The following is a 24275-nucleotide window of genomic DNA, read 5'->3' as shown; positions in this document are numbered from 1 at the left end:
TGCCGTCTAGTCCGTCCTGCCCGCGCTGCCTAGGTCAGGGGCCGAACAGCAATGGAGACACAGATGACGAAGACGGCACTCGTGGTCGGGGTCACCGGCATCCAGGGCAGCGCCACGGCCGAGCGGCTCGTTGCCGAGGGCTGGACGGTCCATGGCCTTGCCCGCAAGCCGCAGCCCCAGGACGGCGTCACGCTCGTCGCCGCCGACCTCCTGCAGCCGGACACGCTGGCGCAGGCCCTCGACGGCCTTCGCCCGGACGCCGTCTTCCTGACCACCTGGTTGCGGCAGGCCAGCGAAGCCGAGAACATCCGCGTCAACGCCGCCATGCTGCGCAACCTCTTCGAGGCGCTCCGGCCGGCGCGCTCGGTGCGACATGTCGGGCTGGTTACGGGCCTGAAGCACTATCTCGGGCCCTTCGAGGCCTATGGGAAGGGCAGCCTGCCGAAGACGCCGTTCCGCGAGGAGCAGGGCCGGCTCGACGAGGCGAATTTCTATTATGCGCAGGAGGACGAGGTCGTCGCGGCGGCCGCGCGCGACGGGTTCACATGGAGCATCCACCGGCCGCATACGGTGATCGGCAAGGCCGTCGGCAACGCCATGAACATGGGAACGACCCTCGCCGTGTACGCCGCGATCTGCCGGGAGACCGGGCGGCCCTTCCGCTTTCCCGGATCGCAGGTCCAGTGGGACGGCCTGACCGACATGACGGATGCCCGCCAGCTCGCCGCCCATCTCGTGTGGGCGGAGGCGACGCCGGCCGCCGCCAACGAGGATTTCAACGTCGTCAATGGCGACGTCTTCCGCTGGAACTGGATGTGGTCGCGCATCGCCGAATGGTTCGGCCTGGAAGCGGCACCCTTCGACGGCACCGAGATGCCGCTGGAAGCGCAGATGCGCGACGATGCGCCGGTATGGCGCCAGATCGCCGAGCGCGAGGGACTGGCCGAGCCCGATCTCTCCCGGCTGGCCTCACCCTGGCACACGGACGCCGATCTGGGACGGCCGATCGAGGTGGTGACCGACATGTCGAAGAGCCGGCGCATGGGCTTTGCCGGATACCAGCCGACCGACGACGCGTTCTTCGACCTCTTCGCACGCCTGCGCGCCGATCGCCTGATCCCCGCGGGCTGAGCGGGTCGCGGAGGGGCGGCCCCTCCATTGCCAGGGCGGCTATCCTCCGCGGGAGCGGAGCGACGTCCTGGCACGTCGGCCCGTCCGGGCTACACGCCTTTCAGCACGATTACCGTCGGGGTGCGCGGCAGGGTCCGGACCGAGATCGTCAGGCTCGGCGTGTCGCGCCGCTCGACGGCGAAGCCGGGCATGCGGTCGAGGAAGCGCTCGATCGGGCCGGCGAAGCGGTGCATCGGCAGGACGATGGAGGAGCGCAGCCGGTCGGCGATCTCGCCCATGCCCTCCTGGCTCATGGTCATGCCGCCGTCGACCGGCACCATCAGGATGTCGAGCCGGCCGATGCGGGCGTAATCCTCGTTGGTCAGCGTGTGGTGCAGATGGCCGAGATGGCCGATGCACAGCCCCGCCACCTCGAAGATGAAGATGGAATTGCCGTCGGCCTCCATGCCGCCATAGGAGCGGATGTCGGTAGGCACGTTGCGCACATACATGTCGTCGACGGTGAGGGCGTGTTCGGCCGGGCCGCCCTCGGGGTTCCAGCCGAGCAGGACATGCGGGATCGCCGGATCCGGGTAGGGCGTGTTGTGGGAGGAATGCGCCTTGTTCATCGTCACGATGTCCGGCGTCGTCTCGCCGGCGAAGCCGGCGAAGTCGGTGGCCGCGACGACGCCGTTCGGGCTCTCGATCCGGTAGGTCGCATGGGTGACGTAGGTGATCGTCACGTCGCCGTCGATCGCCGCGTAACGCTGCGCCGCGGGGCCGTCCATGGCGACATAGCTCGCGCGCGGCAGGCTTTCGGCGATCGCGATGCAGGTGCTGGGCACCATCTGGGCGGCCGCCGGCGTGGCGGCGAAGGCGGCAAACAGCGCGGCGCAGGCGGCCAGACGTCTCATGGGCAGGCTCCTCGGGAAGTTCGGGGGATGGACAGGCAGGTCACAGGTCGACGCCGCCGGTCGGGGCAGGATCATCGGCCGGGGCGGGCGCGATCAGGGCGCGCTCCTTCAGGAAGGGATGGATCGCGACCGCAGCGCGAAGCTGGGTCTGCGCGAGGCCGAAGCGGCCCTGGCGCATCAGGATCAGGGCGCGGCCGGACATGGCGGCGAAATGCCGGGGCTCCAGCGCGATGGCCTGGTCGACATCACCCAGCGCGCCGTCGAAATCATCCTGCAGGAAACGCACGAAACCGCGCTGGTTCCAGGCTTCGGCATAGCCGGACGCAGCGATGATGGCCTCGTCGAGAAGGCTGCGGGCGCCGGCCAGATCGTAGCTGCCGCGCCGCTCCATGGCGCGCTCGACGAGCTGGCGGGTTGCAAGATCCGGGGCGGCACCTATCCAGTGGCGCCAGATGGCGGATTCGACGGCGCGGGCCTCTGCCTCGGTGGCGGCATGCTTCAGCGCAGCGAAGAGGCGGGTTTCGGTGGCGCTCTCGGCAGGCCCGGAGATTGCCGGCTCATCGGCGCGGGCGCCGGGCAAAGCGGTCGTGTCGGCCAGGGCCGGGACGGCGGCGGCGAGGAGGCAGGCCGCGCAGGAGGCGGAGCGGAACAGCGCAGCGCGATATCGCATGGTCGCGTTCTCCTGACCGTCGGCCCGGCACGCAGGGCATGCCGGCACGTACAGGCTACCGCTCCGGCAGAAGAAGCAAAATCACCATGGCGTCATCGCGGTGCACGCCCGCCGCCGGACGAGGGGATCAGGTCTCTGGCGTCGATCCGGCCGCGGCGCCCGCCGCCAGCATCGCCCGCCAGCGCGCGATCAGCGCGCGATCAGCGCGGCAAAGCCGTCGTCCGGCATCCGGGGATAGGCCAGTTCGTTCGCGCCGATGGCGACGAAGGACTGCCGGGAGTCCGTCCAGATATGGCCGGCCGGTACCAGGCAGCGGGTGTCGTCGAGCGTGCCGGCCTTGATGTTGACGCGGGCCGGGTCGCCTTCGGAGCGGTGCCGGATGCGCACGCCGCAATCGGCGCAGAAATCGCCGAGCCGCACCGCGCCGCCGTCCGAAACGCGCCGTGTCGTCGCCATCTCGCCGGTGATCGCAAGGGTGGCGGGATCGACGCGCAGGCTTTCGCCGAAGGCGCTGGAGGTCTGCCGCTGGCACTCGGTGCAATGGCACAGATAGAAGACCTGCGGCGCGGCGCGGATCTCGTAGCGGACCGCGCCGCACTGGCAGCCGCCCGTCAGCGGCAGGGCCGGCAGGGTGGCCGTGGCGACGGGCGATGCGTGGGGAGCGTCGGTCATGGCAATCCTCGTTCTGGACGTTTGCCGTCCGATTTTTTATATGTCGCGCAATTCTTTCCGCATCGACAGACAGGTTCGCCATGGCCGGCCATTCACAGTTCAAGAACATCATGCATCGCAAGGGCCGCCAGGACGCGGTCCGATCCAAGATGTTTTCCAAGCTCGCGCGCGAGATCGTGGTGGCGGCCAAGTCCGGCCTGCCCGACCCGTCGATGAATGCGCGCCTGCGGCTGGCGATCAACAACGCCAAGGCGCAGTCGATGCCGAAGGACAACATCGACCGGGCGATCAAGAAGGCCTCGGGCGGCGATTCGGAGAACTACGACGAGGTTCGCTACGAAGGCTACGGGCCGGGCGGCGTCGCCGTCATCGTCGAGGCGCTGACCGACAACCGCAACCGCACGGCGTCGAACGTGCGCTCCTGCTTCACCAAGGCCGGCGGGTCGATGGGCGAGACCGGCTCGGTCTCCTTCATGTTCGACCATGTCGGCGAGATCGTCTATCCGGCCTCGGCGGGCGACGCCGACGCGGTGATGGAGGCGGCGATCCTGGCCGGGGCGGACGACGTGATCTCCGACGAGAACGGCCACACGATCATCACCGCCTTCGAGGACATCGGCGACGTGTCGACGGCGCTGGAAGCCTCGCTGGGCGAGGCCGAGAGCGTGCGCGCGACCTGGCGTCCGCAGACCGGCACCCCGGTCGACGAGGAAAAGGCCGAAAGCGTGATGCGGCTGATCGGCAATCTCGACGACGACGACGACGTGCAGAACGTCTATGCCAATTTCGAGGTCGACGACGAGGTGATGGCCAAGCTGTCCGCCGCCTGAGGCGACGGGTCGGTCGTCGAGGTCAAGCTGTCGATGGGGCCTGCCGCAAGGAAGCGGCCGGTCGCCGATCCAGGGCGTTGGGCGGGGCTCAAGACGTAGCGACAGCGGGGTTTGCAGTCACGACTCCGTGTCTCGACGTCGCTGTCTTCCGGAATTCCGGGATCGCGGCTTCACGGCGTTAACCATTTGTTAAGGATTGTCGCGCGCAATTTCGGATTGGGCCCTAGGTCGGCGTGGAATACAGGAGCCACGCCATGCAGCTTGCAGCCTATCTGGGGGCCCTTCGACGCCGTTCGGACCCCTATGTCGATTCCTCGAGCCTGGAGTTCCAGTTCCGTGCCCGGCGCTTCGCGCGCATCCGCAGCCTGATCGACTCGGTTCTCGCCAATCAGCAACGCTGCGAGATCGTTGACCTCGGCGGGACCGAATCATACTGGTCCATCGCAGGCGACTATCTCGACCGGCAACAGGGCCGCATCTTCGTCACCCTGGTCAATCCCGAGCCGCAGGTCGTGACGCGGCCGGGCCAGTTCCGCGCGGTCAGGGGGAGCGCGAGCGATCTCGACCTGTTCCAGGGGCAGCGCTTCGACCTGGCGCATTCCAACTCGGTGATCGAGCATGTGGGATCGCGCGACAAGATGCGCGCCTTCGGCCGGAACATGCGCCGGCTGGCCCCGCGCTATTATTGCCAGACGCCCAATTACTGGTTTCCCTACGAGCCGCACTTCCGGACGCTGGGATTCCAGTATCTGCCGAAGGCGGTGCGCGTTGCGCTGCTGCGGCGCTTCGCGCTGGGCTTCTTCGATCGCATCGAAGACGTCGAGGAGGCGAGGGACGTGGTGGGTCATCACGACCTGATCGGCAAGCGGCAGATGGCGGAGTTCCTGCCCGACGCCGACATCGTCTTCGAGACCGTCATGGGCCTGAACAAGTCGGTCATCGCGACCCGGGGGCTGAACGCATAGGGTGCTCCGGCCTCCAGTTCGTCCCGGGTCGTGCGATCGTATAACAGAACGCGCAGGCGGAGCGAGCTCCGTGAGCAACGGACGCGTCTGCGAACGAATGACTTCAGAATTTGTGGTGAGAATGTTGGAACAATGGCCACACCCCTCCGTTGATTGGATGAATTTGAACGACAGAGAGGATTACCTCATGAAGTATATTGCAGCCACTGCAACCGCCATCATCTTTGCCGCGACGCCTGTTATTGCTCAGGATGCCGCCACGACGACCGCCGCGACCCCGATGGCTTCGGAAAACACTGCAGCGACCGATTGGGCGCAGCTGATCCGGACTCGCGATATCGTGGGCGGCGCCGTCTACACCACCAACGAAGCCTATGACGAAGGCTCCTGGGGTGAGCAGGACGATTACGTCTGGGGCCGTTCGGGCTACGACGCGGTCGGCACCGACTGGAACCAGATCGGCGAGATCGAGGACGTGGTTCTCGACCGTTCGGGCAACCTCGCCGGCATCGTCGCCGAAGTGGGCGGCTTCCTCGACATCGGTGACAAGCACGTCATGCTGCGCGTCGGCGACGTGGATCTCGTCCCGGTCGACGACCAGTCCTACGCCTTCATCACGCGCTACTCGGAGGAAGAGCTCGAGGCACGCGAAGGTGTTGACGAAGCCTGGTGGAACTAATCCACCTCGCTTGACCGGCGACACTTGAGCCGGAACTGATCCGGCCCCATGACAAAGGCCCGTCGCGGATTCCGCGGCGGGCCTTTGTCATGGGGCCGATGCCCAGCGTTCACACGGCGCCATCAACCGTCGTTGCGCGGTTCTGTCGGGGACGAAGCCCGTTTCGTTTTTGGTTTGTTCACTTTTCGTCTTCTCAATGGCCTCTGATTCGGCTAGGCGGAGAGGATTAACGAAGTGTTGCAGGAGCGGACCATTCGCATCATCGGCATCGATCCCGGATTGCGCCGGACCGGCTGGGGCATCGTCGAGACGCTGGGCAATTCGCTGCGCTTCGTGGCGAGCGGCACGGTGATGTCGGACGGCAAGATGGATCTCGCCGGGCGGTTGCGCACGCTCTATGACGGGCTGACCGAGGTGATCCACACCCAGCGGCCGGACGAGGCGGCGGTGGAGCAGACCTTCGTCAACAAGGATGCCGTCGCCACGCTGAAGCTCGGGCAGGCCCGCGGCATCGCCATGGTGGTGCCGTCGCTGGCCGGGCTGCCGGTCGCCGAATACGCCCCCAATGCCGTGAAGAAGGCGGTGATCGGCGTCGGGCACGGCGAGAAGCGGCAGATCCACATGATGGTGAAGGTGCTGATGCCCAGGGCGACCTTCGATACCGACGACGCCGCCGACGCGCTGGCGATCGCCATCTGCCACAGCCATCATCGCCAGTCGGCGCAGTCGCGGGCGCTGCTGGCGGGCCTGTGATGGCCTGGGCGGCTTCGCGCCGGGCCGGCGGCCGGTCATCGGGCGGTGACACTGTCGGCGGCCGCGACCCAATCGTGGTAAGCGACGCCTGTGGCCGCTTCGGCCGGATTTCCGCCTTCGATTCCTTCTGCCTGGAGACGCATCCGTGATCGGCAAGCTCAAGGGCACCGTCGACGAGATCGGCGAGGACCATGTCGTGGTCGACGTGCATGGCGTCGGCTATGTCGCCTTCTGCGGCGCGCGCACGCTGGCGGCGCTGCCGGCGGCGGGCGAGGCGGTGGTGCTGTTCATCGACACCTATGTGCGCGAGGACATGCTGCGGCTCTACGGCTTCTCCACCCGCGCCGAGCAGGACTGGTTCCGCCTGTTGCAGATGGTGCAGGGGGTCGGCGCCCGCGTGGCACTGGCGGTGATCGGCACCCTGTCGGCCGGCGATCTCGCCAATGCGGTGGCCCTGCAGGACAAGGCGATGGTGGCGCGCGCGCCCGGCGTCGGGCCGAAGGTCGCCGCCCGGATCGTGGCGGAGCTGAAGGACAAGGCCCCGGCCTTTTCCGGCGCCGGCGGCGACGAGAGTTTTGGCCTGAAGCGCGACATCGGCGGCGGCACGGCTGCCGCGCCGGTGGCCGACGCGGTGTCGGCGCTGGTCAATCTGGGCTATCCGCGCGACCAGGCGGCGGAGGCCGTGGCCAAGGCGCTGAAGGAGGCCGGAGAGGCGCCCGACAGCGCCCGGCTGATCCGCCTGGGGCTGAAGGCGCTGAGCCGCTGAGGCGCAAGGCGGCACCGGTGACGGCGCGGCGCCGGCGCATTTCACCCGGCGCGGCCCGGCCGGTTTTGACATGAGGGCGGGGAACGGCCATTGCGGAACCTGCCCGCGACCGGCCGCGCCGGTGGCTATGCAGGCAGATTGTCCTATCGCGACGGAACGGTCCTTATGAGCGACGCCCGCCTGATCACACCCGAGAAGAATGGCGAGGACTTCGACGCGACTCTGCGCCCGCAGCGGCTGGACGATTTCGTCGGCCAGGCCGCGGCGCGGGCCAATCTCAAGGTCTTCATCGAGGCGGCGAAGAATCGCGGCGAGGCGCTGGACCATGTGCTGTTCGTCGGCCCCCCGGGGCTCGGCAAGACGACGCTGGCGCAGATCATGGCCAAGGAACTGGGCGTCAATTTCCGCTCGACCTCTGGCCCGGTGATCGCCAAGGCCGGCGACCTGGCGGCGCTGCTCACCAATCTGGAAGAGCGCGACGTCCTGTTCATCGACGAGATCCACCGGCTGAGCCCGGCGGTGGAGGAAATCCTCTACCCGGCGATGGAGGATTTCCAGCTCGACCTGATCATCGGCGAGGGGCCGGCGGCGCGATCGGTGAAGATCGACCTGTCGAAATTCACGCTGGTGGCGGCGACGACGCGGCTGGGCCTTCTGACGACGCCGCTGCGCGACCGCTTCGGCATTCCGGTGCGGCTGAACTTCTATACGGTCGCCGAACTGGAGCACATCGTCACCCGCGGCGCGCGGCTGATGCGCCTGCCCATGGCCGAGGACGGCGCCCGCGAGATCGCGCGCCGGGCCCGCGGCACGCCGCGCATCGCCGGCCGGCTGCTGCGCCGGGTGCGCGACTTCGCCGACGTGGCCGGGGCCGGCACGGTGGACCGGCGGGTGGCGGACGAGGCGCTGTCGCGGCTCGAGGTCGACAGCCTCGGCCTCGACCAGCTCGACCGGCGCTACCTGGACCTGATCGCCCTGAATTTCGGCGGCGGACCGGTGGGCATCGAGACCATCGCGGCGGCCCTGTCGGAGCCGCGCGACGCGATCGAGGACATTGTCGAGCCCTATCTGTTGCAGCAGGGCTTCCTGCAGCGCACGCCGCGCGGGCGCCTGCTCACCCAGAAGGCCTTCGGCCATATGGGCCTGGCGGTTCCCAGCGCCTATCAGGGCGCGCAGGCGACCCTGTTCGAGGAGGGCGGCGACGACGCATAGGCCGGGCGCCTCACGCCGTCGTGCCGGCGGGCTGACGGGCGGCGACCAACCGCTCGACGCGTTCGCCGGCCGGGACCGGATAGGGGACGCGGTGGACCGGGTGATCGAGCGTGGCCACGAGCCGCTCGGCACGCGCCTCCACCACCTCGAGGGCGGCGCCGGCCAGTCCGCGGCGGGCCAGGCCCATGAAGGCGTCGTGCTGGCGGCGCAGTGCGGCGATGTCGCCCGGCCGCCTGGTCGCCGGGGCGATCTGCTCCAGACATTCGAGATAATGCTCGGCGGCGATCATGTCGGTCGCCGCATACTGGCGCAGATGGCCGAAGGAAAATTCCAGATATTCGGCAAAGCTGTCCGGCAGCGCGATGACCCGCAACCGGCCGTCGGCATCCACCAGCAGCGGATCGGCCGGCTCACGCCCGGCCAGGCGCGCCATGGCGGAGGTCAGCCAGTCCATGCAGGTGATGGCGGTGTAGGGGTCGTTGACGCCCGGCGACAAGGCGCGGCCGGCGATCTCGACCAGTTCGTCGACGAGAAAGACCGGATCCTGATGGGGACTGCGCTGGTTGCCGCAGGCGATCGACGAGACGAGGGCGGCGCGCACCTCGTCGGTCACGCGCTCGCTGGGCCAGGCATGGAACAGCACCCGGCCCGGATGCACGAAGATGCCGGTCCGGCAGTTCATCCGCACCACGATGTCGGCTGCGCGGGCCGCCTTGATCAGCGTCTCGCGGTCGATGATCTGGAGATAGCCGCTGCGATCGGCGACGACCTCGGCATAGGGCACGGTCGGCGAGGTCTCGTCGACCTCGTCGCCGAAGCAGGCGGGCACCTGCCACAGCAGGTGGTCCGGCTCGTCGGGCCCGGTCGCCTCGCGGTCCGTCGCCTCGGAGTCGGGATCGGGGAAGGTGTCGTCGAGCTGCCGGCACAGCCCCGTTCCGATGCCGGCGACGACGTTGGAGATGTGGATATTCGACGGGACGTGGTGGATGAAGAAGATCAGCACGCCGATCGAGCCGATGGCCAGCAAGATGGCGCCGAAGATCGCGATGTTGGGGACGAACATGACGGCATAGAAATCGTTATCGCCGCCCTCGCCACCATCGCGGACGCTGCGCAGCACCAGCATGCAATAGACGAAGGTCGCCACGAACACGCCCAGCGTGATCTGGTTGCCGCGGTCGTTCATGAAGTTGGTCAGGAGCCGCGGGCCATAATTGCCGGAGGCGAAGACGACCGCGGCCATGGTCACCGAGAAGACCGTGCCCGCCACGCCGATCATCGATCCGCCGATGGCGCTGAGGATGGCGCGGGCGCCGTCCGGCTGCGTCGCATAGAAAAACGGGCTTTCGCCGAAGGCGTCGAGCGGTACGCGTGCGTCGATCTCGATCAGGAGGAAGGCGAGCAGCGCGGCCACGACGGCCATGATCGAGGGGACGAACCAGTAGCTCGCGACGATGCGCTGGTAATATTGCTGGACATACGCACGCATCGCGGCTCCTCGGGGTCAGGACGAAGCAGATATGGCCCGACCCGCCCGCCGCAAGCCGCGAACGACACTTGCGTCACCGCCGCTTGCCGGCACGAGGTCTCCGGATCAGCTTGTCGCGCAGGGCGGGCAGGGATCGTTGCCGTCGCTTCCGCCGACAGCCTGTGCGGCCGCGATAGGCGTTGCAGATGCGCAAAGGGCGCGCCGATGCCGTGGCGCGCCCTTCGATTGGATGGTCCTGGCGAGGACCGGCGACGGTCAAGCCGTCGCCGGGCGATCGCGCGGCGGATTACAGCTTGCCGATGTCGAAGAACAGCGTCTCGCCGGAAGAATCGTCGACGCCGTCATTGTCGGTGACCGCGTAGGCGGTGCCGTCGGCGGCGATGGCAAAGCCCTCGATCTTGTCGACGACGTAGCCGCCGGTGGCCTTCAGATCGGGCAGGAAGTCGTGGACCTCCTCCTTCTCGACCAGCGGCAGGTCACCGCCGAGGGGTGCCGGCTCCAGATCGGCCTTCGCGACCCGGTAGAGCTTCTTCAACCGGGCGGCGTCGCCGATCTGGTTGTCGCGCTCCAGCACATAGAGCCAGTCGCCCTGGGCGGTGATCTCCGACAGGCCGACCCAGCCCTTCTCGGCGCTCTCCAGCGGATAGCGCACGGCGCTCCATTCCTTCGAGGCGGTGTCGTAGGCGAGGAGCTTGGCCGTGCCCTTGGGATCGTCCTTCCATTCGCGCTGGATGGCGACCCAGAGGGTGTCACCGTCCAGGGTGACGCCCTCGGCGCCGAAGCGGGTGGAGCCGGCGACAAGATCCTCGGGGAAGGGCACCGCCTCGGTGATGGCGCCGGACGCATCCACATGCAGGAGTTGGTGCGGCACGTCCTTCTCCGGATTGCCCTCGCTGGCGAGCCAGAAGCCGCCGGCGCCGTCAGCGGTGATGCCTTCGAGATCCAGGGCTTCGGCCGGCGCGCCGTCACGGGTGATCGTCGTGCGGCCGGTGATCCGGGCGGGCCTGGCCGAGACGTCGATGGTGAACATGGACGGCTGGTTCGCGTAGAAGCTGTCGCTGACCGCGTGAAGGGTCGCGGCGTCCTGCGGATCGGCGGCGAGGCCCGACAGGGCGCCCCAGCCGACCGGATTGTCCTGCGCATCGTCCTCGGAAACGATCATCGGATAGGCATTCTCGCCTTCGCCGAACTCGTAGATCATGACGTGGGAGCGGGCGCCGCCATCCTCGACCAGATCGGCCTCGTTGGAGGTGACCAGAAGGTTGCGCGACGGGATGGCGATGGCGCCTTCGGGCGCGATGCCAGACGGCAGGAGCTGGGTCAGAACGGGATCGCCGTCGCCAAGCTCGTAGACGCCGACGAGCGAGCCGCGCTCGGACAGGACGAAGGCGTAGGTCGTGCCGTCGAAGGTGGCGACTTCCAGGCCCTCGGGCTCGACGCCCTTGGCGTCCGAGCGCTTGTCGGGATAGTGGCCGGCGCGGACGACTTCGTGCTCGAAGGACGGGCCGGATTCGTATGCGACGGTGCCGTCCTTGTTCCAGACGGTGAAGGAGCGCGAGCCGCCCTCGTAATCGCCTTCATTGGCGGAGACGAAGCGGTTGTCGTCGATCCACTGGACGGTGTCGGGCTCGCGCTTGCGGTCCGCCTGGCTGCCGGTGAAGTCGAAGGCGCCGTCATCCTCGGTGTCGATGCCCTCGAGGTCGACGGTGCCGGCCGGGAAATCGGCAGTCACCTCGCCGCTGGCCGCATCGATGATGGCGAAGTGGTTGTTCTCCTGCAGCGAGACGACGATCTCGCCCGCCGCGTTGAAGTCGACATATTCCGGCTCCGGATCCTCCGGCGCGGTGTCGGCTAGGCCGGTCAGATCCACCCTGGTCATGGAGGCGCAATCGGGCGTCCCGTCGGTGAGCTGGAAGACTGCGACGAAGCCGGCCGGCATCTGGGGAATGACGCCGTCGTTCAGATCCTCGTCGCGCTCGTTCTCCATCGCCACGGCGGCATAGGCGCCATCCGGGGAGACCGCGACGGAATCGGGCTGGCCACCCAGATCGCAGGAGGCCGTCTCGGACTTGCCGGCGAGGTCGATCACCGCGAGGCGGCCGGAGGGCTCGACGAAGTTCGGCGAGGTGTTGACGCCGACGAGGACGTTGGCGCCCGCAACCGCCACCGAGGTGGGCTCGCCGTCAAGAGCGATGAAGCCGCCCGCCTTCGGGGCCTTGGGGTCGGTGATGTCGATCATGCCGATGCCGCCGGCCGGGCTGTCGGAATAGACCAGCGTGTTGCCGTCACCGCTCGCCGTGATGATCTCCGAGGAGGTCTCGGTCTCGGCGGGCTTGTCGGCGGGAAGATTGGCGGCCACCGGGAAGGCGGCGATACGCCGGAACACCGGCTCGGCCATCGCTGTGGCCGGCGCGGCGAGGGCGCTGGTGGCGAGAAGGGCGGCGAGGCTGAGGCGGAGCGGCGATATCACGGCGGCAGATCCTTTGCTCGAGGGAGATACCGCGTCTATGAGGACTGCCTGTTACAGCCACGTGACAGATCGCTGTTACACAGATTGAGCCCGCAAGGGGCGCGATGCGAGAGGATCCGGCGATGAGCCAGGGACTGGCCGGACGGCTGACGGACGATGGCCATGCGCTGGATGTGCGCATCTATTTCGAGGACACCGACTTTTCCGGCGTCGTCTACCATGCGCGCTACCTGAACTTTCTGGAGCGGGGGCGCTCGGACTTCCTGCGGCTGAAGGGCATCGGCCACCGCGAACTGCTCGCCGGGCGGTATGGCGCGCCGCTGATCTTTGCCGTGCGGCACATGGACATCGACTTCCTGCGGCCGGCGCGGATCGACGACGTCGTCACCGTGACCACCCGCACGGCGCTGCTCGGCGGGGCGCGCATCATCCTCGACCAGCGCATCGCCTGCGGCGACGCGGTGCTGGTCAAGGCGACGGTCAAGGTCGCCGTGCTCTCGCCCGAGGGCAAGCCGATGCGCCTGCCCAAGGACATGCACGCCCAACTGCAGCCGACGGCCAGCGCGTGACGGCAGGACCGGCGCCGGGGCACCGGTAACGGGCCGTTAACCCTACCGGTGCATCAATGGCGCGAGTCGGATTAGAGCCGAAACACGCCATTCTTTCACCGGATTCGCTTGTGAAAGGGCATCAGGGGTTTACGCGGCCGCATGGCCGAATTTGCTGCATGTCGGGACCGACAGGGGCGGGGTCGTGCCGAGGGCGCGCCCGTCGCGGGCTGCCGACGGTTCCGAATATCGAGGATGATTGCGAATGGACGCTGACGTCGTTCACGGAACGCTAGCCGCCGCCGGTTCGGTGTCCCTGTGGGACCTGTTCTGGCAGGCCGGCCTTATCGTCAAGCTGGTGATGATCGGCCTGATGGTCGCGTCGGTCTGGACCTGGGCGATCATCATCGACAAGACGATGCGCTATGCCCGGTTCCGCCGCCAGCTGAACAAGTTCGAGAGCAATTTCTGGTCAGGCCAGTCGCTGGAGGATCTCTATCACAACCTGTCGGAGCGCAAGACGTCCGGCATGGGCGCGCTGTTCGTCGCGGCGATGCGCGAGTGGAAGAAATCCTTCGAGAAGGGCGCGCGCTCGCCCCTCGGCCTGCAGACGCGCATCGACAAGGCGATGGACGTGACCCTGGCGCGGGAGATGGACGAGCTGGAATCGCGGCTCGGCTTCCTCGCCACCATCGGCTCGGCCGCCCCCTTCGTCGGCCTGTTCGGCACGGTCATCGGCATCATGACCTCGTTCCAGGCCATCGCAGGGTCGCAGCAGACCAGCCTGGCCGTCGTCGCCCCCGGCATCGCCGAGGCGCTGCTGGCGACCGCCATCGGCCTCGTCGCCGCAATCCCCGCGGTGGTGGCCTACAACAAGCTGTCGTCCGATGCCGGCAAGCTGGGCATGCGGCTGGAATCCTTCGCCGACGAGTTCTCCGCGATCCTGTCGCGGCAGATCGACGAGAAGCTGTCCTCGCGCTGAGGCGCGCGAAACGCCGGCCGCTTCGGCCGGGAAGGGAATGAGCGATGGGAATGTCTGCCGGAACGGGGCGTTCCAACGGGTCGCGGCGCGGTCGTGGCCGCGGCCGTCGCCAGCCGATGAGCGAGATCAACGTCACGCCGATGGTCGACGTGATGCTGGTGCTGCTGATCATCTTCATGGTCGCCGCGCCGCTGCTGACGGTGGGCGTGCCGATCCAGCTGCCCGAGACGCAGGCCAAGGCCCTGAATTCCGACAGCCAGCCGATCACCATCTCGGTGAATTCGGACGGCGAGGTCTATCTGAACGACACGGTGATCCCGATCGAGGAGATCGTCGCCAAGCTGCAGGCCGTCGCCGAGGCCGGCTACGAGGAGCGCATCTTCGTGCGCGGCGACCGCTCTGCCGATTACGGCACGGTGATGCGCGTGATGGCGCGGATCTCGGCCGCCGGCTTCCGCAATATCGGTCTCGTGACCGATCAAGAAAACGCTTGAGCGAAACCAGCTTTCGATGAAATCCGGCGTCGTCCTGTCCACCCTGCTGCACGGAGCGGTCCTGACCTGGGGCCTCTGGTCGCTGTCTGCGCCCGAGCCGCTGCAGATGGCGCCGGTCGAGTCGCTGCCGGTGGACCTGGTGCCGATCGAGGAGTTCTCGCAGTCGATGATCGGCGCCAGGGAGGCGCCGGTGACCGAGACGCCGTCGCCCGATCCGACCGAGACGCCGGAAACCCTGCCGATGCCGGCCGAGAACGTCGGCGACAACGAGACCGACCTGGCGACCCCGCCGACGCCGATCCAGCGGCCGGTTCCGACCGAGCAGGCGGCCGCCGCCAGCCCGGCCGAGCCGCCCGCGCCGGAACCTGCGCCCGAGCCGGAACCCGAGCCCGCCCCGGAGCCGGCACCACCGGAGCCGGAGCCCGAACCCGAACCAGACCCCACGCCGGTCGAGCAGCCCGCCGAGGTGGCGCCGCCCCAGCCCGACCCCGTCGAGCAGGCGATCGCCGAGGCCGAGGCCGCGCCGGAGCCCGAACCCACGCCGCAGAACGTGCCGGTGCCGGCCATGAAGCCAAGGCCACCGGCACCCAGGGTGGCGGAGCCGACGCCGGTCGAGCCAAGGACGCCGGAGCCGACCCGGCAGGCCGAGACAAGCACGCCGGAGGAGAGCCAGTTCGACGCCGACCAGATCGCCGCGCTCTTGAACAAGGAGAAGTCGGCGGGCGGTGGCGCCCGGCGGTCCGAGCAGCAGGCGTCGCTGGGCACCGATCGCCAGACCGGCGGCAAGCTCTCCCAGAGCGAGCTCGACGCGCTGCGCGGGCAGATCCAGCGCTGCTGGTCGCCGCCCTCGGGCGTGTCGGAAGCCGGATCGCTCCGCATCTCGATCCAGATGCGGCTCGATCCGACCGGCAACCTGGAAGCGCGGCCGGAGATCATCGGCGGCGGCGGTGGCTCGATGATCGAGCGTGTGGCCGGCGAGGCGGCGCTGCGCGCGGTGCAGCGCTGCGCGCCCTACAACCTGCCGGCCGAGAAATACGACACCTGGGCCGACGTCGTGGTCAATTTCGATCCGAGCCAGATGTTCTGATGGTGACGGCGCGGCGACCCGGCACGTGCAACGGTCCCGCTGCCGATCTACGGTACGAACCGTGGTCCGCGCGTGCACCGTTACGGCAGCACGCCATACAATCCCCCCATTGGATGGTAGGAAGCGGGCGAGGGAACAGCGATTCCCCGGCCAGCCTGCCGGGGGATTCTTCGTACCAGTTCAATCGGGAGGGGCGCGGCCAGCCGGCCGGCGCAGGTCTCCGACCGCAGCAGTTGAAGGTCTGACATGAAGATGATCATCAAGGGCGCGCTCGTGATCGCCATGGCGATTTCCGGCGCTTTCGTGGCCATGGCGCCGGCCGCCGCGGCGGTCGAGATCGACATCACCCAGGGCAATGTCGAGCCCCTGCCGATCGCCATCACCGACTTCCAGTCGGCGGACGGCATCGGCAAGCAGATCTCCGACGTGGTGCAGGCCGACCTGAAGCGCTCGGGCCTGTTCGCGCCGATCGCCCAGGCGGCCTTCATCCAGACGGGGCTGACCCCCGACACCACCCCGTCCTTCCAGGACTGGACGGTGATCAACGCCCAGGCGCTGGTGGTCGGCCGTGTGTCGCCGGAGGCCGACGGCCGGCTGCGCGTCGAATTCCGCCTGTGGGACACCTTCGCGGGCCAGCAGCTGGACGGCCAGCAATTCTACACGAGCCCGGAGAACTGGCGCCGGGTCGCCCACATCATCGCCGATGCGATCTATGAGCGGCTGACCGGCGAGAAGGGCTATTTCGACACGCGCATCGTCTTCGTTTCCGAGAGCGGCACCAAGGACCAGCGGGTCAAGCGCCTCGCCATCATGGACCAGGACGGCGCCAATCTGCGCTACCTGACCGACGGCAGCGAACTGGTTCTGACGCCGCGCTTCTCGCCGAGCCGCCAGGAGGTCACCTACATGTCCTTCGGCAATGGCGAGCCGCGGGTCTATCTGCTGCAACTGGAGACCGGCCAGCGCGAGATCGTCGGCAACTTCCCCGGCATGACCTTCTCGCCGCGCTTCTCACCCGATGGGCAGAAGGTGATCATGAGCCTCCAGCAGGAGGGCAATGCCAACATCTACGCCATGGACCTGCGGTCGCGGGCGACGACGCGCCTGACCTCCACCGCCGCCATCGACACCTCGCCGTCCTATTCGCCGGACGGCGGCCGGATCGTGTTCGAATCCGACCGCGGCGGGCGCCAGCAGCTCTATGTGATGGGCGCCGACGGCTCGGGCCAGCAGCGCATCTCCTTCGGCGACGGTTCGTATTCCACCCCGGTGTGGTCGCCGCGCGGCGACCTGATCGCCTTCACCAAGCAGAGTGGCGGCCAGTTCCAGATCGGCGTCATGCAGCCCGACGGCTCGGGCGAGCGTATCCTGACGTCGGGCTACCACAATGAGGGGCCGACCTGGGCGCCGAACGGCCGCGTCCTGATGTTCTTCCGCGACGAGAGGGGCAGCGGCGGCCCGCAGCTCCACTCCATCGACCTGACCGGCTACAACGAGCAGAAGATCCCGACCCCGAGCTATGCGTCGGACCCGGCCTGGTCGCCGTCGCTCGAATAGGCGGGCCCAAGGGGAGCCCCGCGCAAGCTTGCCGCGCGATTATCACCGGACTGTTGCGAGGATGCCGCAAGTCGGCGCAATCGCGATCGCGGTCGGCGAAGCGACACATTCCGGCGAGAATTCAACGGGATGGAGGCGAAAGGGGCCGCCGGCGCGGCGCAGTTTTTACGCGTCGTTAAGTGGCGTCAGGGTAAATGTCGCGTAACACGATTGCACTGTTTTCAAAGGAGCTGGCCATGCGCCGGAGCATTTTCGGGGTCAAGAGCCGCATCGCATTCGCCGTCGTCGCCAGCATGGCGATCGCCGGCTGCGCCAGCAAGAAGGACGCCCTGCCGGACAACGCGGCGGGCCTCGGCCTGGGCGGCGCCAATGGCGCGAACGGCGCCTATGGCAGCGCCACGCCGGGTTCGACCCAGGACTTCACCGTCAATGTCGGCGACCGGGTGTTCTTCGACACCGACTCGACCTCGCTGCGGGCCGACGCCCAGCAGACGCTGACCCAGCAGGCCCGGTGGCTGAACCAGTATCCGCAGTACTCGATCGTCGTCGAAGGCCATGCCGACGAGCGCGGGACCCGCGAATACAACCTGGCGCTCGGCGCCCGCCGCGCTTCGGCGACGCGCGACTACCTCACCCAGCAGGGCGTCGCCGCCAACCGCATGCGCACCATCTCCTTCGGCAAGGAACGTCCGGTCGCGGTCTGCGACGACATTTCCTGCTGGTCGCAGAACCGCCGCGCCGTCACCGTGCTGAGCGGCGCCGGAAGCTGACGCCGCCTTTGACGCCTGTCCGGTCCCCCGCGGACCGGCGGCCGCCACGGCGAAAGCGGGGCGCTGCCCAACTTTGGCCGAACTGCCTCGTTCCATGCTAGGAAGACGCGCCGCCGCAGCACGAGCCCGCCGGGTTCGCGCAGCGGCGGACATTGCCGTTTCCAGCCGTCGAGGAACTGAGTTCATGATGTTTCGACAAACGATCCTTGCCGTATCCGCGCTCGCCCTGATGGGCACCGCGACGGGCGGGGCGTCGGCCTTCGAATTGCCCGGCCTGTTCGGCGAGACCGCGACGGGCGCCGCGCGCCAGGCTCCGGCCGAGACGCGGACCGCGCCGGTGCGCATGGCCCAGGCCGGCGACATGACGGTGCGGATCAACCAGCTCGAGGAAGAGGTCCGCCGGCTGAACGGCCGGGTCGAGGAGCTGAGCTTCCAGCTGCTGCGCACGCAGGAAGACATGCGCAAGCAGCAGGAGGACAACGAGTTCCGCTTCCAGCAGCTGGAGGGCGGCTCCGGCCAGCCGGGCGCGGCCGGCACCTCGGTCAACGAGCAGCACGGCGATGCCGGCCCGGCGATGCAGGGCCAGTCGGGCGCGGGCGGCAGCGAGCAGGCGGCGGCCGGCGAGGACGACATCGGGCGTCTGCTCGGCGGCGACATGGCCACCGGTGCGCTCGACACGGCGAATCTGCAGACCGGCGTGCCCGGCCTGGCCGAAACCGGGCAGGCGGGCGACTCCAGCACCGTCGCCGCGATCGCGCCCGGCGACCAGGGCGAGACCTACGGCCTGGCGTACAACTACCTCCTGGCCGGCGACTACCAGCTCGCCGAGCAGGCGTTCCGGCAATATGCCCAGACCTATCCGACGGCCTCGGACGTGCCGGATGCGCGCTACTGGCTGGGCGAGAGCCTCTACCAGCAGCAGAAATTCGCCGAGGCGGCGGAGGTGTTCCTGGAGGCGCAGAAGAGCTTTCCCGACAACGGCAAGGCACCGGAGATGATGCTGAAGCTCGGCATGTCGCTGGCCAAGCTCGACAACCAGGAAACCGCCTGCATCACCTACAAGGAAGTGGCAAAACGCTACCCGCAGATGAGCAGCAACGTGCGCAACAAGCTCGCCAGCGAGGAGGCGACGGCCAACTGCTGACGATCGCCGCAGACCGCCGCGACCCCTGCCTGCGCGTTCCGCGCGCGCAGCCCCGTGCCATGCCGCTCGGCCGGCGCGAACTTGCCGACCTTCTCGCCGCTGCGCTGGCGCAAGCGGCGCGCCTGACGGGCCGGAGCGACCGGGCGATCCTCGCCGTGTCCGGGGGACCCGATTCGCTGGCGCTGCTGCTGGCCGCCGTCGCGTGCCGCGACAGCGCGCCGCCGACGCCCACGAATTTCCACATCGTCACCATCGATCACAACCTGCGCGCAGAATCTGCGGCGGAAGCGCGCTTCGTCGCCGAGATGGCGGCCCGCTTCGGCCTGTCGCACGAGACGCTGCGGTGGGCCGATCCCGCCCGCACCGGCAATCTCGCCGCTGCCGCACGGCAGGCGCGCTACGATCACCTGGGTGCTGCGGCCCGGCGAACAGGCGCGACGGCGATCCTGACCGCCCATCACGAGGACGACCAGTTCGAGACCCACCTGATGGCGGCAGAGCGGGGCGCCGGTGTCGTGGGCCTGGCCGGCATGCGCCCGGTGAGGGTGCTGGCGCCGGATCTGGCGCTGGCGCGGCCCTTCCTGGCCATTGCCGGCGCGCGGCTGAAGGCGACGGTCGCCGCCCATCATCTGCCTGCGGTCGACGACCCGACCAATGCGGACCCGGCCTATCGCCGCGTGCAGATCCGCCGGCAGCTTGCGGCGGCGACGTTCGACCGGCCGGTCCTGCGAGCGCGGATCACCGCGCACCAGGCGCAGCGCGACGCGGTGGAGGCCGAGCTCTCGCGGGCGATGGCGGCGATGGCGGCGGCGGGCGACCTGGCGGTGACGGAGGCGGGAACGGTGGCGATCGGCCGCAGCGCGCTCGCCGCCCTGGCCGACGCGCCGGCCTTCCTCCTCGTGCAGCGCGCCGTGGCGGCGGTCGGCGGCAGGGGGCAGCGGCCCGGCGGCCCGGCGACGCTGCGGCTGCTGGACGCCATGCGAAGCGGGACATCCCCGACGCGGACGCTTGGCGGCATCCGCGTCGCGACCGGACCGACGATCACCATGGCGCGGGAATATGGCCGCGCGGGCATTGCGCCGGTGCCGGTCGGGACCGGTACGGGTCCGCACCTCTTCGACGGGCGCTTCATGGTGGATCCGGAGCCGGATCTGGCGCGTGCGGGCGCGCGGATCGTCGCCTTCGGCGATCTGGGCCGGGGCAATGCCGTCGAACGGACCTTGCCCGCGCTCGTTGCGGGAGATACGCTCCTGGCAGTTCCCGCCCGGCTTGGCCACAAGGTCGCGGGGGGCACGCCGCCGCTGACCATCCACCCGTTCGTGGACTGGAGCCTCTACCGTGATCTGCCGCCGCCATCGGCGGGCACGGCCGGGCCAGCCCGAGGGCGGCGGTAACCACCCTGCGCCGCCAGCGGCGCAAATTGCCGCAAAAGCGCCCAGCCTTGTTGGCAAGCAGGGGTGCAGCACCTATCTTCGAACCAATCGTCCTCGTGACTTCGGGCGTCCATTCCAGGAAGATCGATGAACCAGAACTTTCGAAACTTCGCGCTGTGGGCGATCATCGCTCTCCTGCTGATCGCGCTTTTCCAGCTGTTTTCGAACGGTTCGCAAACCGCCGGCACCCGCGACATCCCGTATTCGCAGTTCCTGTCGGACGTGGATTCCGGCCGTGTCGAGGCCGTCACGATCCAGGGACAGCGCATCTCCGGCAAATATTCGGACTCCTCGCCGCCGTTCCAGACCTATGCGCCCGAAGACGCGCAGCTGGTCCAGCGGCTCGAGGCGCAGAACGTCCAGATCAATGCCAGCCCGCCGGGCGACAACAGCAATCCGATCTGGTCGATGCTCCTGTCCTTCGGTCCGATCCTGCTGATTCTTGCCGTCTGGATCTTCCTGATGCGCCAGATGCAGGGCGGCGCCGGCGGCAAGGCGATGGGCTTCGGCAAGTCCAAGGCCAAGCTCCTGACCGAGGCACATGGCCGCGTCACCTTCGGCGACGTCGCCGGTGTCGACGAGGCCAAGCAGGACCTGGAAGAGGTCGTCGAATTCCTGCGCGAGCCGCAGAAGTTCCAGCGCCTGGGCGGCAAGATCCCGCGCGGCGTGCTGCTCGTGGGTCCTCCGGGCACCGGCAAGACGCTGCTGGCCCGCTCCGTCGCCGGCGAAGCCAACGTGCCGTTCTTCACGATCTCGGGTTCCGACTTCGTCGAGATGTTCGTCGGCGTGGGCGCAAGTCGCGTCCGCGACATGTTCGAGCAGGCCAAGAAGAACAGCCCCTGCATCATCTTCATCGACGAGATCGACGCGGTCGGCCGCCATCGTGGCGCCGGCCTGGGCGGCGGCAACGACGAGCGCGAGCAGACGCTGAACCAGCTGCTGGTCGAGATGGACGGCTTCGAGTCGAACGAAGGCGTCATCCTGATCGCCGCCACGAACCGTCCCGACGTGCTCGACCCGGCGCTGCTGCGCCCGGGCCGCTTCGACAGGCAGGTGATGGTGCCGAACCCCGATGTCGGCGGCCGCGAGAAGATCCTGAAGGTGCATGTGCGCAACGTGCCGCTGGCGCCGAACGTGAACCTGCGGACGATCGCGCGCGGCACGCCCGGCTTCTCGGGCGCGGACCTCGCCAACCTCGTCAACGAGGCGGCGCTGATGGCGGCCCGCCGCTCCAAGCGCCTCGTCACCATGCTGGAATTCGAGGATGCCAAGGACAAGGTCATGATGGGCGCCGAGCGCCGGTCCATGGCCATGACCGAGGAAGAGAAGACGCTGACCGCCTATCACGAGGCGGGCCATGCCCTGGTCGGCATCCACGAGCCGTTCAACGACCCGCTGCACAAGGTCACGATCATTCCACGTGGCCGGGCGCTGGGCGTGACCATGAACCTGCCGGAGCGGGACCGCTACGGCATGCGCAAGAACGAGATGGAGGCGCGCCTCGCCATGATCTTCGGTGGCCGTGCCGCCGAGGAGATCATCTACGGGCTCGACAACGTCACCACGGGCGCGTCCAACGACATCCAGCAGGCGACCAACATGGCGCGCGCCATGGTCATGGAATACGGCATGAGCGACAAGCTCGGCCGGCTTCGCTACAAGGACAACCAGGACGAGGTCTTCCTCGGCCATTCGGTGGCGCATCAGCAGCACATGTCCGAGGACACGGCCCGGCTGATCGATTCCGAGGTCCGCGGGATCATCGAAGCCGCCGAGAACAAGGCGCGCAACATCCTCAACACCCATATCGACCAGCTGCATACGCTGGCCAAGGGGCTGCTCGAATACGAGACCCTGTCGGGCGACGAGGTGCGTGACCTCCTGGCCGGCAAGCCGCTGGCGCGCGACATGGGCGACGACACGCCGCCGTCGCGCGGCTCGGCCGTGCCGAAGGCCGGTTCGAGCCGTCCGCCGGATTCGCGTCCGGGCGAGGCGGGTGACGGCCTGGAGCCGATGCCGACCTGATCCATCGCGATCGTCAAATCACCGAAGGGAGCGGCTGCATGGCCGCTCCCTTTTCGTTTGCGGGGAAGGGCGATCGCGGCCTGCGGGCGCTGAAACGTCTCTGCAATTCCTTCGTGCCATTGTATGACGAGGCATCATGGCGCAGACCGCGTGCGCGGACACTTCCGCTGCCCTCCGATCGGGCAGCCCGGCGGCTTGCTTAGCAGCCGCATCCGGAAGAACGGTCCGGCACGACGGGAACAGACGGGGTTTGGGGATGAGCAGACGCTATTTCGGTACCGACGGTATTCGCGGCACGGCCAACCGGCATCCGATGACGGCGGAGGTGGCGCTGCGGGTCGGCATGGCAGCGGGCCTGGTCTTCAACCGTGGCTCCTACCGGCACCGCGCGGTGATCGGCAAGGACACCCGGCGGTCCAGCTACATGATCGAGAACGCGATGGTAGCCGGCTTCACGGCCGCCGGGGTCGACGTGTTCCTGCTCGGACCGATGCCGACCCCCGCCGTGGCGATGCTGACGCGGTCACTGCGCGCCGATATCGGCGTGATGATCTCGGCCTCCCACAATCCGTTCGAGGACAATGGCATCAAGCTGTTCGGCCCTGACGGGTACAAGCTGTCCGACGACATCGAGCTGCGCATCGAGGCGCTGCTGGAGGAGGATCTGACGCCGCGGCTGGCGACGGGCGACGGCCTCGGGCGGGCCAAGCGCATCGACGGCGTCCATGATCGCTACATCGAAGCGGCCAAGCGCACGCTGCCGCGGGAGCTGTCGCTGGAGGGCGTGCGCGTCGCCATCGACTGCGCCAACGGCGCGGCGTACCGGGTCGCGCCCGAAGTCCTGTGGGAGCTGGGCGGGGAGATCGTCAAGCTCGGCGTCGATCCGGACGGCACCAACATCAACCGCAATTGCGGCTCGACCTCGCCGGGCGCGCTGGTCGAGAAGGTCAAGGAGGTGCGGGCCGACATCGGCATCGCACTCGACGGCGACGCGGACCGGGTGTTGATCGTCGACGAGCGCGGCGAGATCGTCGACGGCGACCAGCTGATGGCGGTGATCGCCGAGAGCTGGGCCGAGGACGGGCGCCTGGCGGCCGGCGGCATCGTCGCCACAGTCATGTCCAATCTCGGGCTGGAGCGCTTCCTGGCCGACCGCAAGCTGCAGCTTGCCCGCACGGCGGTGGGCGACCGCTATGTCGTCGAGCACATGCGCCAGCACGGCTACAATGTCGGCGGGGAACAGTCGGGTCATATCGTCCTGTCGGATTTCGGCACCACCGGCGACGGCCTCGTCGCGGCGCTTCAGGTGCTGGCCGTGGTCAAGCGCAAGGGCGGGACGGTGTCGGAGGTCTGCCGCCGCTTCGAGCCGGTTCCCCAGATCCTGAAGAACGTGCGCTATTCGGACGGCGAGCCGCTGGAGCGCCAGCGCGTGCAGGACGCGATCAGCGCCGGACGCGACCGCCTGGGCGAGGGGGGGCGGCTGGTCATCCGCGCATCGGGCACGGAGCCGCTGATCCGGGTGATGGCCGAAGGCGACGACCGCGGTCTCGTCAATTCGGTCGTGGACGACATCGTCGGCGCGTTGCGTCAGGCCGCAGCGTAAACCGGGGCGGGCAAGTTCTTGTCGCCCGCCTCTCCTTAAACCGACCGTTAACCATTCCGATTTACCGTCTTCGTTAAGGTAACGGCGTCTGCCAATCCCGGC

Annotated in this window: 22 protein-coding genes; 17 read left to right on the top strand and 5 right to left on the bottom strand. The window is 68.4% G+C overall.

Features of this window, described 5'->3' with window-relative positions; genetic code table 11:
• The first annotated feature begins 63 nt into the window (after window positions 1-63).
• A complete protein-coding gene (locus VQ042_RS07315; RefSeq protein WP_331817073.1) occupies window positions 64-1131 on the top strand; it encodes an SDR family oxidoreductase in 1068 nt (355 codons plus the stop codon).
• Window positions 1132-1220: 89 nt separating this feature from the next.
• Here the strand turns inward: VQ042_RS07315 and VQ042_RS07310 are convergent, their stop codons facing one another.
• The 3 genes from VQ042_RS07310 to VQ042_RS07300 form a co-directional block, all read right to left on the bottom strand.
• Complete coding sequence (locus VQ042_RS07310; protein WP_331817071.1) at window positions 1221-2024, bottom strand: MBL fold metallo-hydrolase; 804 nt, start codon at window positions 2022-2024, stop codon at window positions 1221-1223.
• Window positions 2025-2064: 40 nt separating this feature from the next.
• Window positions 2065-2694, bottom strand: coding sequence for a tetratricopeptide repeat protein (locus VQ042_RS07305; protein WP_331817069.1), 630 nt, complete (start codon window positions 2692-2694; stop codon window positions 2065-2067).
• A gap of 189 nt (window positions 2695-2883) precedes the next feature.
• A complete protein-coding gene (locus VQ042_RS07300) occupies window positions 2884-3366 on the bottom strand; it encodes a GFA family protein (protein ID WP_331817067.1) in 483 nt (160 codons plus the stop codon).
• Between the two features lie 80 nt (window positions 3367-3446).
• On the opposite strand from VQ042_RS07300, the gene VQ042_RS07295 reads away from it, so the two are divergent.
• The 6 genes from VQ042_RS07295 to ruvB all read left to right on the top strand — a co-directional run bounded on the left by VQ042_RS07295 (window position 3447) and on the right by ruvB (window position 8571).
• Entirely contained in the window at window positions 3447-4196 is a 750-nt protein-coding gene (locus tag VQ042_RS07295) for a YebC/PmpR family DNA-binding transcriptional regulator (protein ID WP_331817065.1), read from the top strand.
• Window positions 4197-4450: 254 nt separating this feature from the next.
• Window positions 4451-5161: a class I SAM-dependent methyltransferase gene (locus VQ042_RS07290; RefSeq protein ID WP_331817063.1), complete on the top strand. Its 711-nt coding sequence runs from the start codon at window positions 4451-4453 to the stop codon at window positions 5159-5161.
• A 187-nt stretch (window positions 5162-5348) separates the two neighbouring features.
• Entirely contained in the window at window positions 5349-5840 is a 492-nt protein-coding gene (locus VQ042_RS07285) for a PRC-barrel domain-containing protein (RefSeq protein ID WP_331817061.1), read from the top strand.
• A 234-nt stretch (window positions 5841-6074) separates the two neighbouring features.
• Window positions 6075-6593, top strand: coding sequence for a crossover junction endodeoxyribonuclease RuvC (ruvC, locus tag VQ042_RS07280; protein ID WP_331817059.1), 519 nt, complete (start codon window positions 6075-6077; stop codon window positions 6591-6593).
• A gap of 145 nt (window positions 6594-6738) precedes the next feature.
• A complete protein-coding gene (ruvA, locus tag VQ042_RS07275) occupies window positions 6739-7359 on the top strand; it encodes a Holliday junction branch migration protein RuvA (protein ID WP_331817057.1) in 621 nt (206 codons plus the stop codon).
• Between the two features lie 165 nt (window positions 7360-7524).
• A complete protein-coding gene (gene ruvB / locus VQ042_RS07270) occupies window positions 7525-8571 on the top strand; it encodes a Holliday junction branch migration DNA helicase RuvB (protein WP_331817055.1) in 1047 nt (348 codons plus the stop codon).
• Between the two features lie 10 nt (window positions 8572-8581).
• Here the strand turns inward: ruvB and VQ042_RS07265 are convergent, their stop codons facing one another.
• A complete protein-coding gene (locus tag VQ042_RS07265; protein ID WP_331817053.1) occupies window positions 8582-10060 on the bottom strand; it encodes a DUF2254 domain-containing protein in 1479 nt (492 codons plus the stop codon).
• 286 nt (window positions 10061-10346) lie between these two features.
• Entirely contained in the window at window positions 10347-12458 is a 2112-nt protein-coding gene (locus VQ042_RS07260) for an esterase-like activity of phytase family protein (protein WP_331817182.1), read from the bottom strand.
• A gap of 194 nt (window positions 12459-12652) precedes the next feature.
• Between VQ042_RS07260 and ybgC the strand changes: the two genes are divergently transcribed.
• From ybgC to glmM, 10 genes are all read left to right on the top strand, one after another.
• On the top strand, window positions 12653-13099 hold the full coding sequence (gene ybgC, locus VQ042_RS07255; protein ID WP_331817051.1) for a tol-pal system-associated acyl-CoA thioesterase: 447 nt from the start codon (window positions 12653-12655) through the stop codon (window positions 13097-13099).
• 244 nt (window positions 13100-13343) lie between these two features.
• Window positions 13344-14060 carry a protein TolQ gene (tolQ, locus tag VQ042_RS07250; protein WP_331817049.1) on the top strand — a complete coding sequence of 239 codons (717 nt, stop codon included), beginning with the start codon at window positions 13344-13346 and terminating at the stop codon, window positions 14058-14060.
• A gap of 44 nt (window positions 14061-14104) precedes the next feature.
• Window positions 14105-14554, top strand: coding sequence for a protein TolR (gene tolR, locus VQ042_RS07245; protein WP_331817047.1), 450 nt, complete (start codon window positions 14105-14107; stop codon window positions 14552-14554).
• Window positions 14555-14570: 16 nt separating this feature from the next.
• Window positions 14571-15641, top strand: a complete 1071-nt coding sequence (locus VQ042_RS07240; protein ID WP_331817045.1) for a hypothetical protein — start codon at window positions 14571-14573, stop codon at window positions 15639-15641.
• Window positions 15642-15923: 282 nt separating this feature from the next.
• On the top strand, window positions 15924-17198 hold the full coding sequence (tolB, locus tag VQ042_RS07235) for a Tol-Pal system beta propeller repeat protein TolB (RefSeq protein ID WP_442880055.1): 1275 nt from the start codon (window positions 15924-15926) through the stop codon (window positions 17196-17198).
• Between the two features lie 236 nt (window positions 17199-17434).
• Window positions 17435-17968, top strand: coding sequence for a peptidoglycan-associated lipoprotein Pal (gene pal / locus VQ042_RS07230; RefSeq protein WP_331817041.1), 534 nt, complete (start codon window positions 17435-17437; stop codon window positions 17966-17968).
• 184 nt (window positions 17969-18152) lie between these two features.
• On the top strand, window positions 18153-19112 hold the full coding sequence (ybgF, locus tag VQ042_RS07225; protein ID WP_331817039.1) for a tol-pal system protein YbgF: 960 nt from the start codon (window positions 18153-18155) through the stop codon (window positions 19110-19112).
• A gap of 59 nt (window positions 19113-19171) precedes the next feature.
• On the top strand, window positions 19172-20506 hold the full coding sequence (gene tilS, locus VQ042_RS07220) for a tRNA lysidine(34) synthetase TilS (RefSeq protein ID WP_331817037.1): 1335 nt from the start codon (window positions 19172-19174) through the stop codon (window positions 20504-20506).
• A 126-nt stretch (window positions 20507-20632) separates the two neighbouring features.
• Window positions 20633-22570: an ATP-dependent zinc metalloprotease FtsH gene (gene ftsH / locus VQ042_RS07215; protein WP_331817035.1), complete on the top strand. Its 1938-nt coding sequence runs from the start codon at window positions 20633-20635 to the stop codon at window positions 22568-22570.
• Between the two features lie 256 nt (window positions 22571-22826).
• A complete protein-coding gene (gene glmM, locus VQ042_RS07210) occupies window positions 22827-24173 on the top strand; it encodes a phosphoglucosamine mutase (protein WP_331817033.1) in 1347 nt (448 codons plus the stop codon).
• Window positions 24174-24275 lie beyond the last annotated feature (102 nt).

This window comes from Aurantimonas sp. A2-1-M11 (assembly GCF_036549475.1).
Taxonomy (GTDB): Bacteria; Pseudomonadota; Alphaproteobacteria; order Rhizobiales; family Rhizobiaceae; genus Aurantimonas.
Note: the sequence above shows the minus strand (reverse complement) of the source record. Positions and strands in the feature narration are given on the sequence as shown.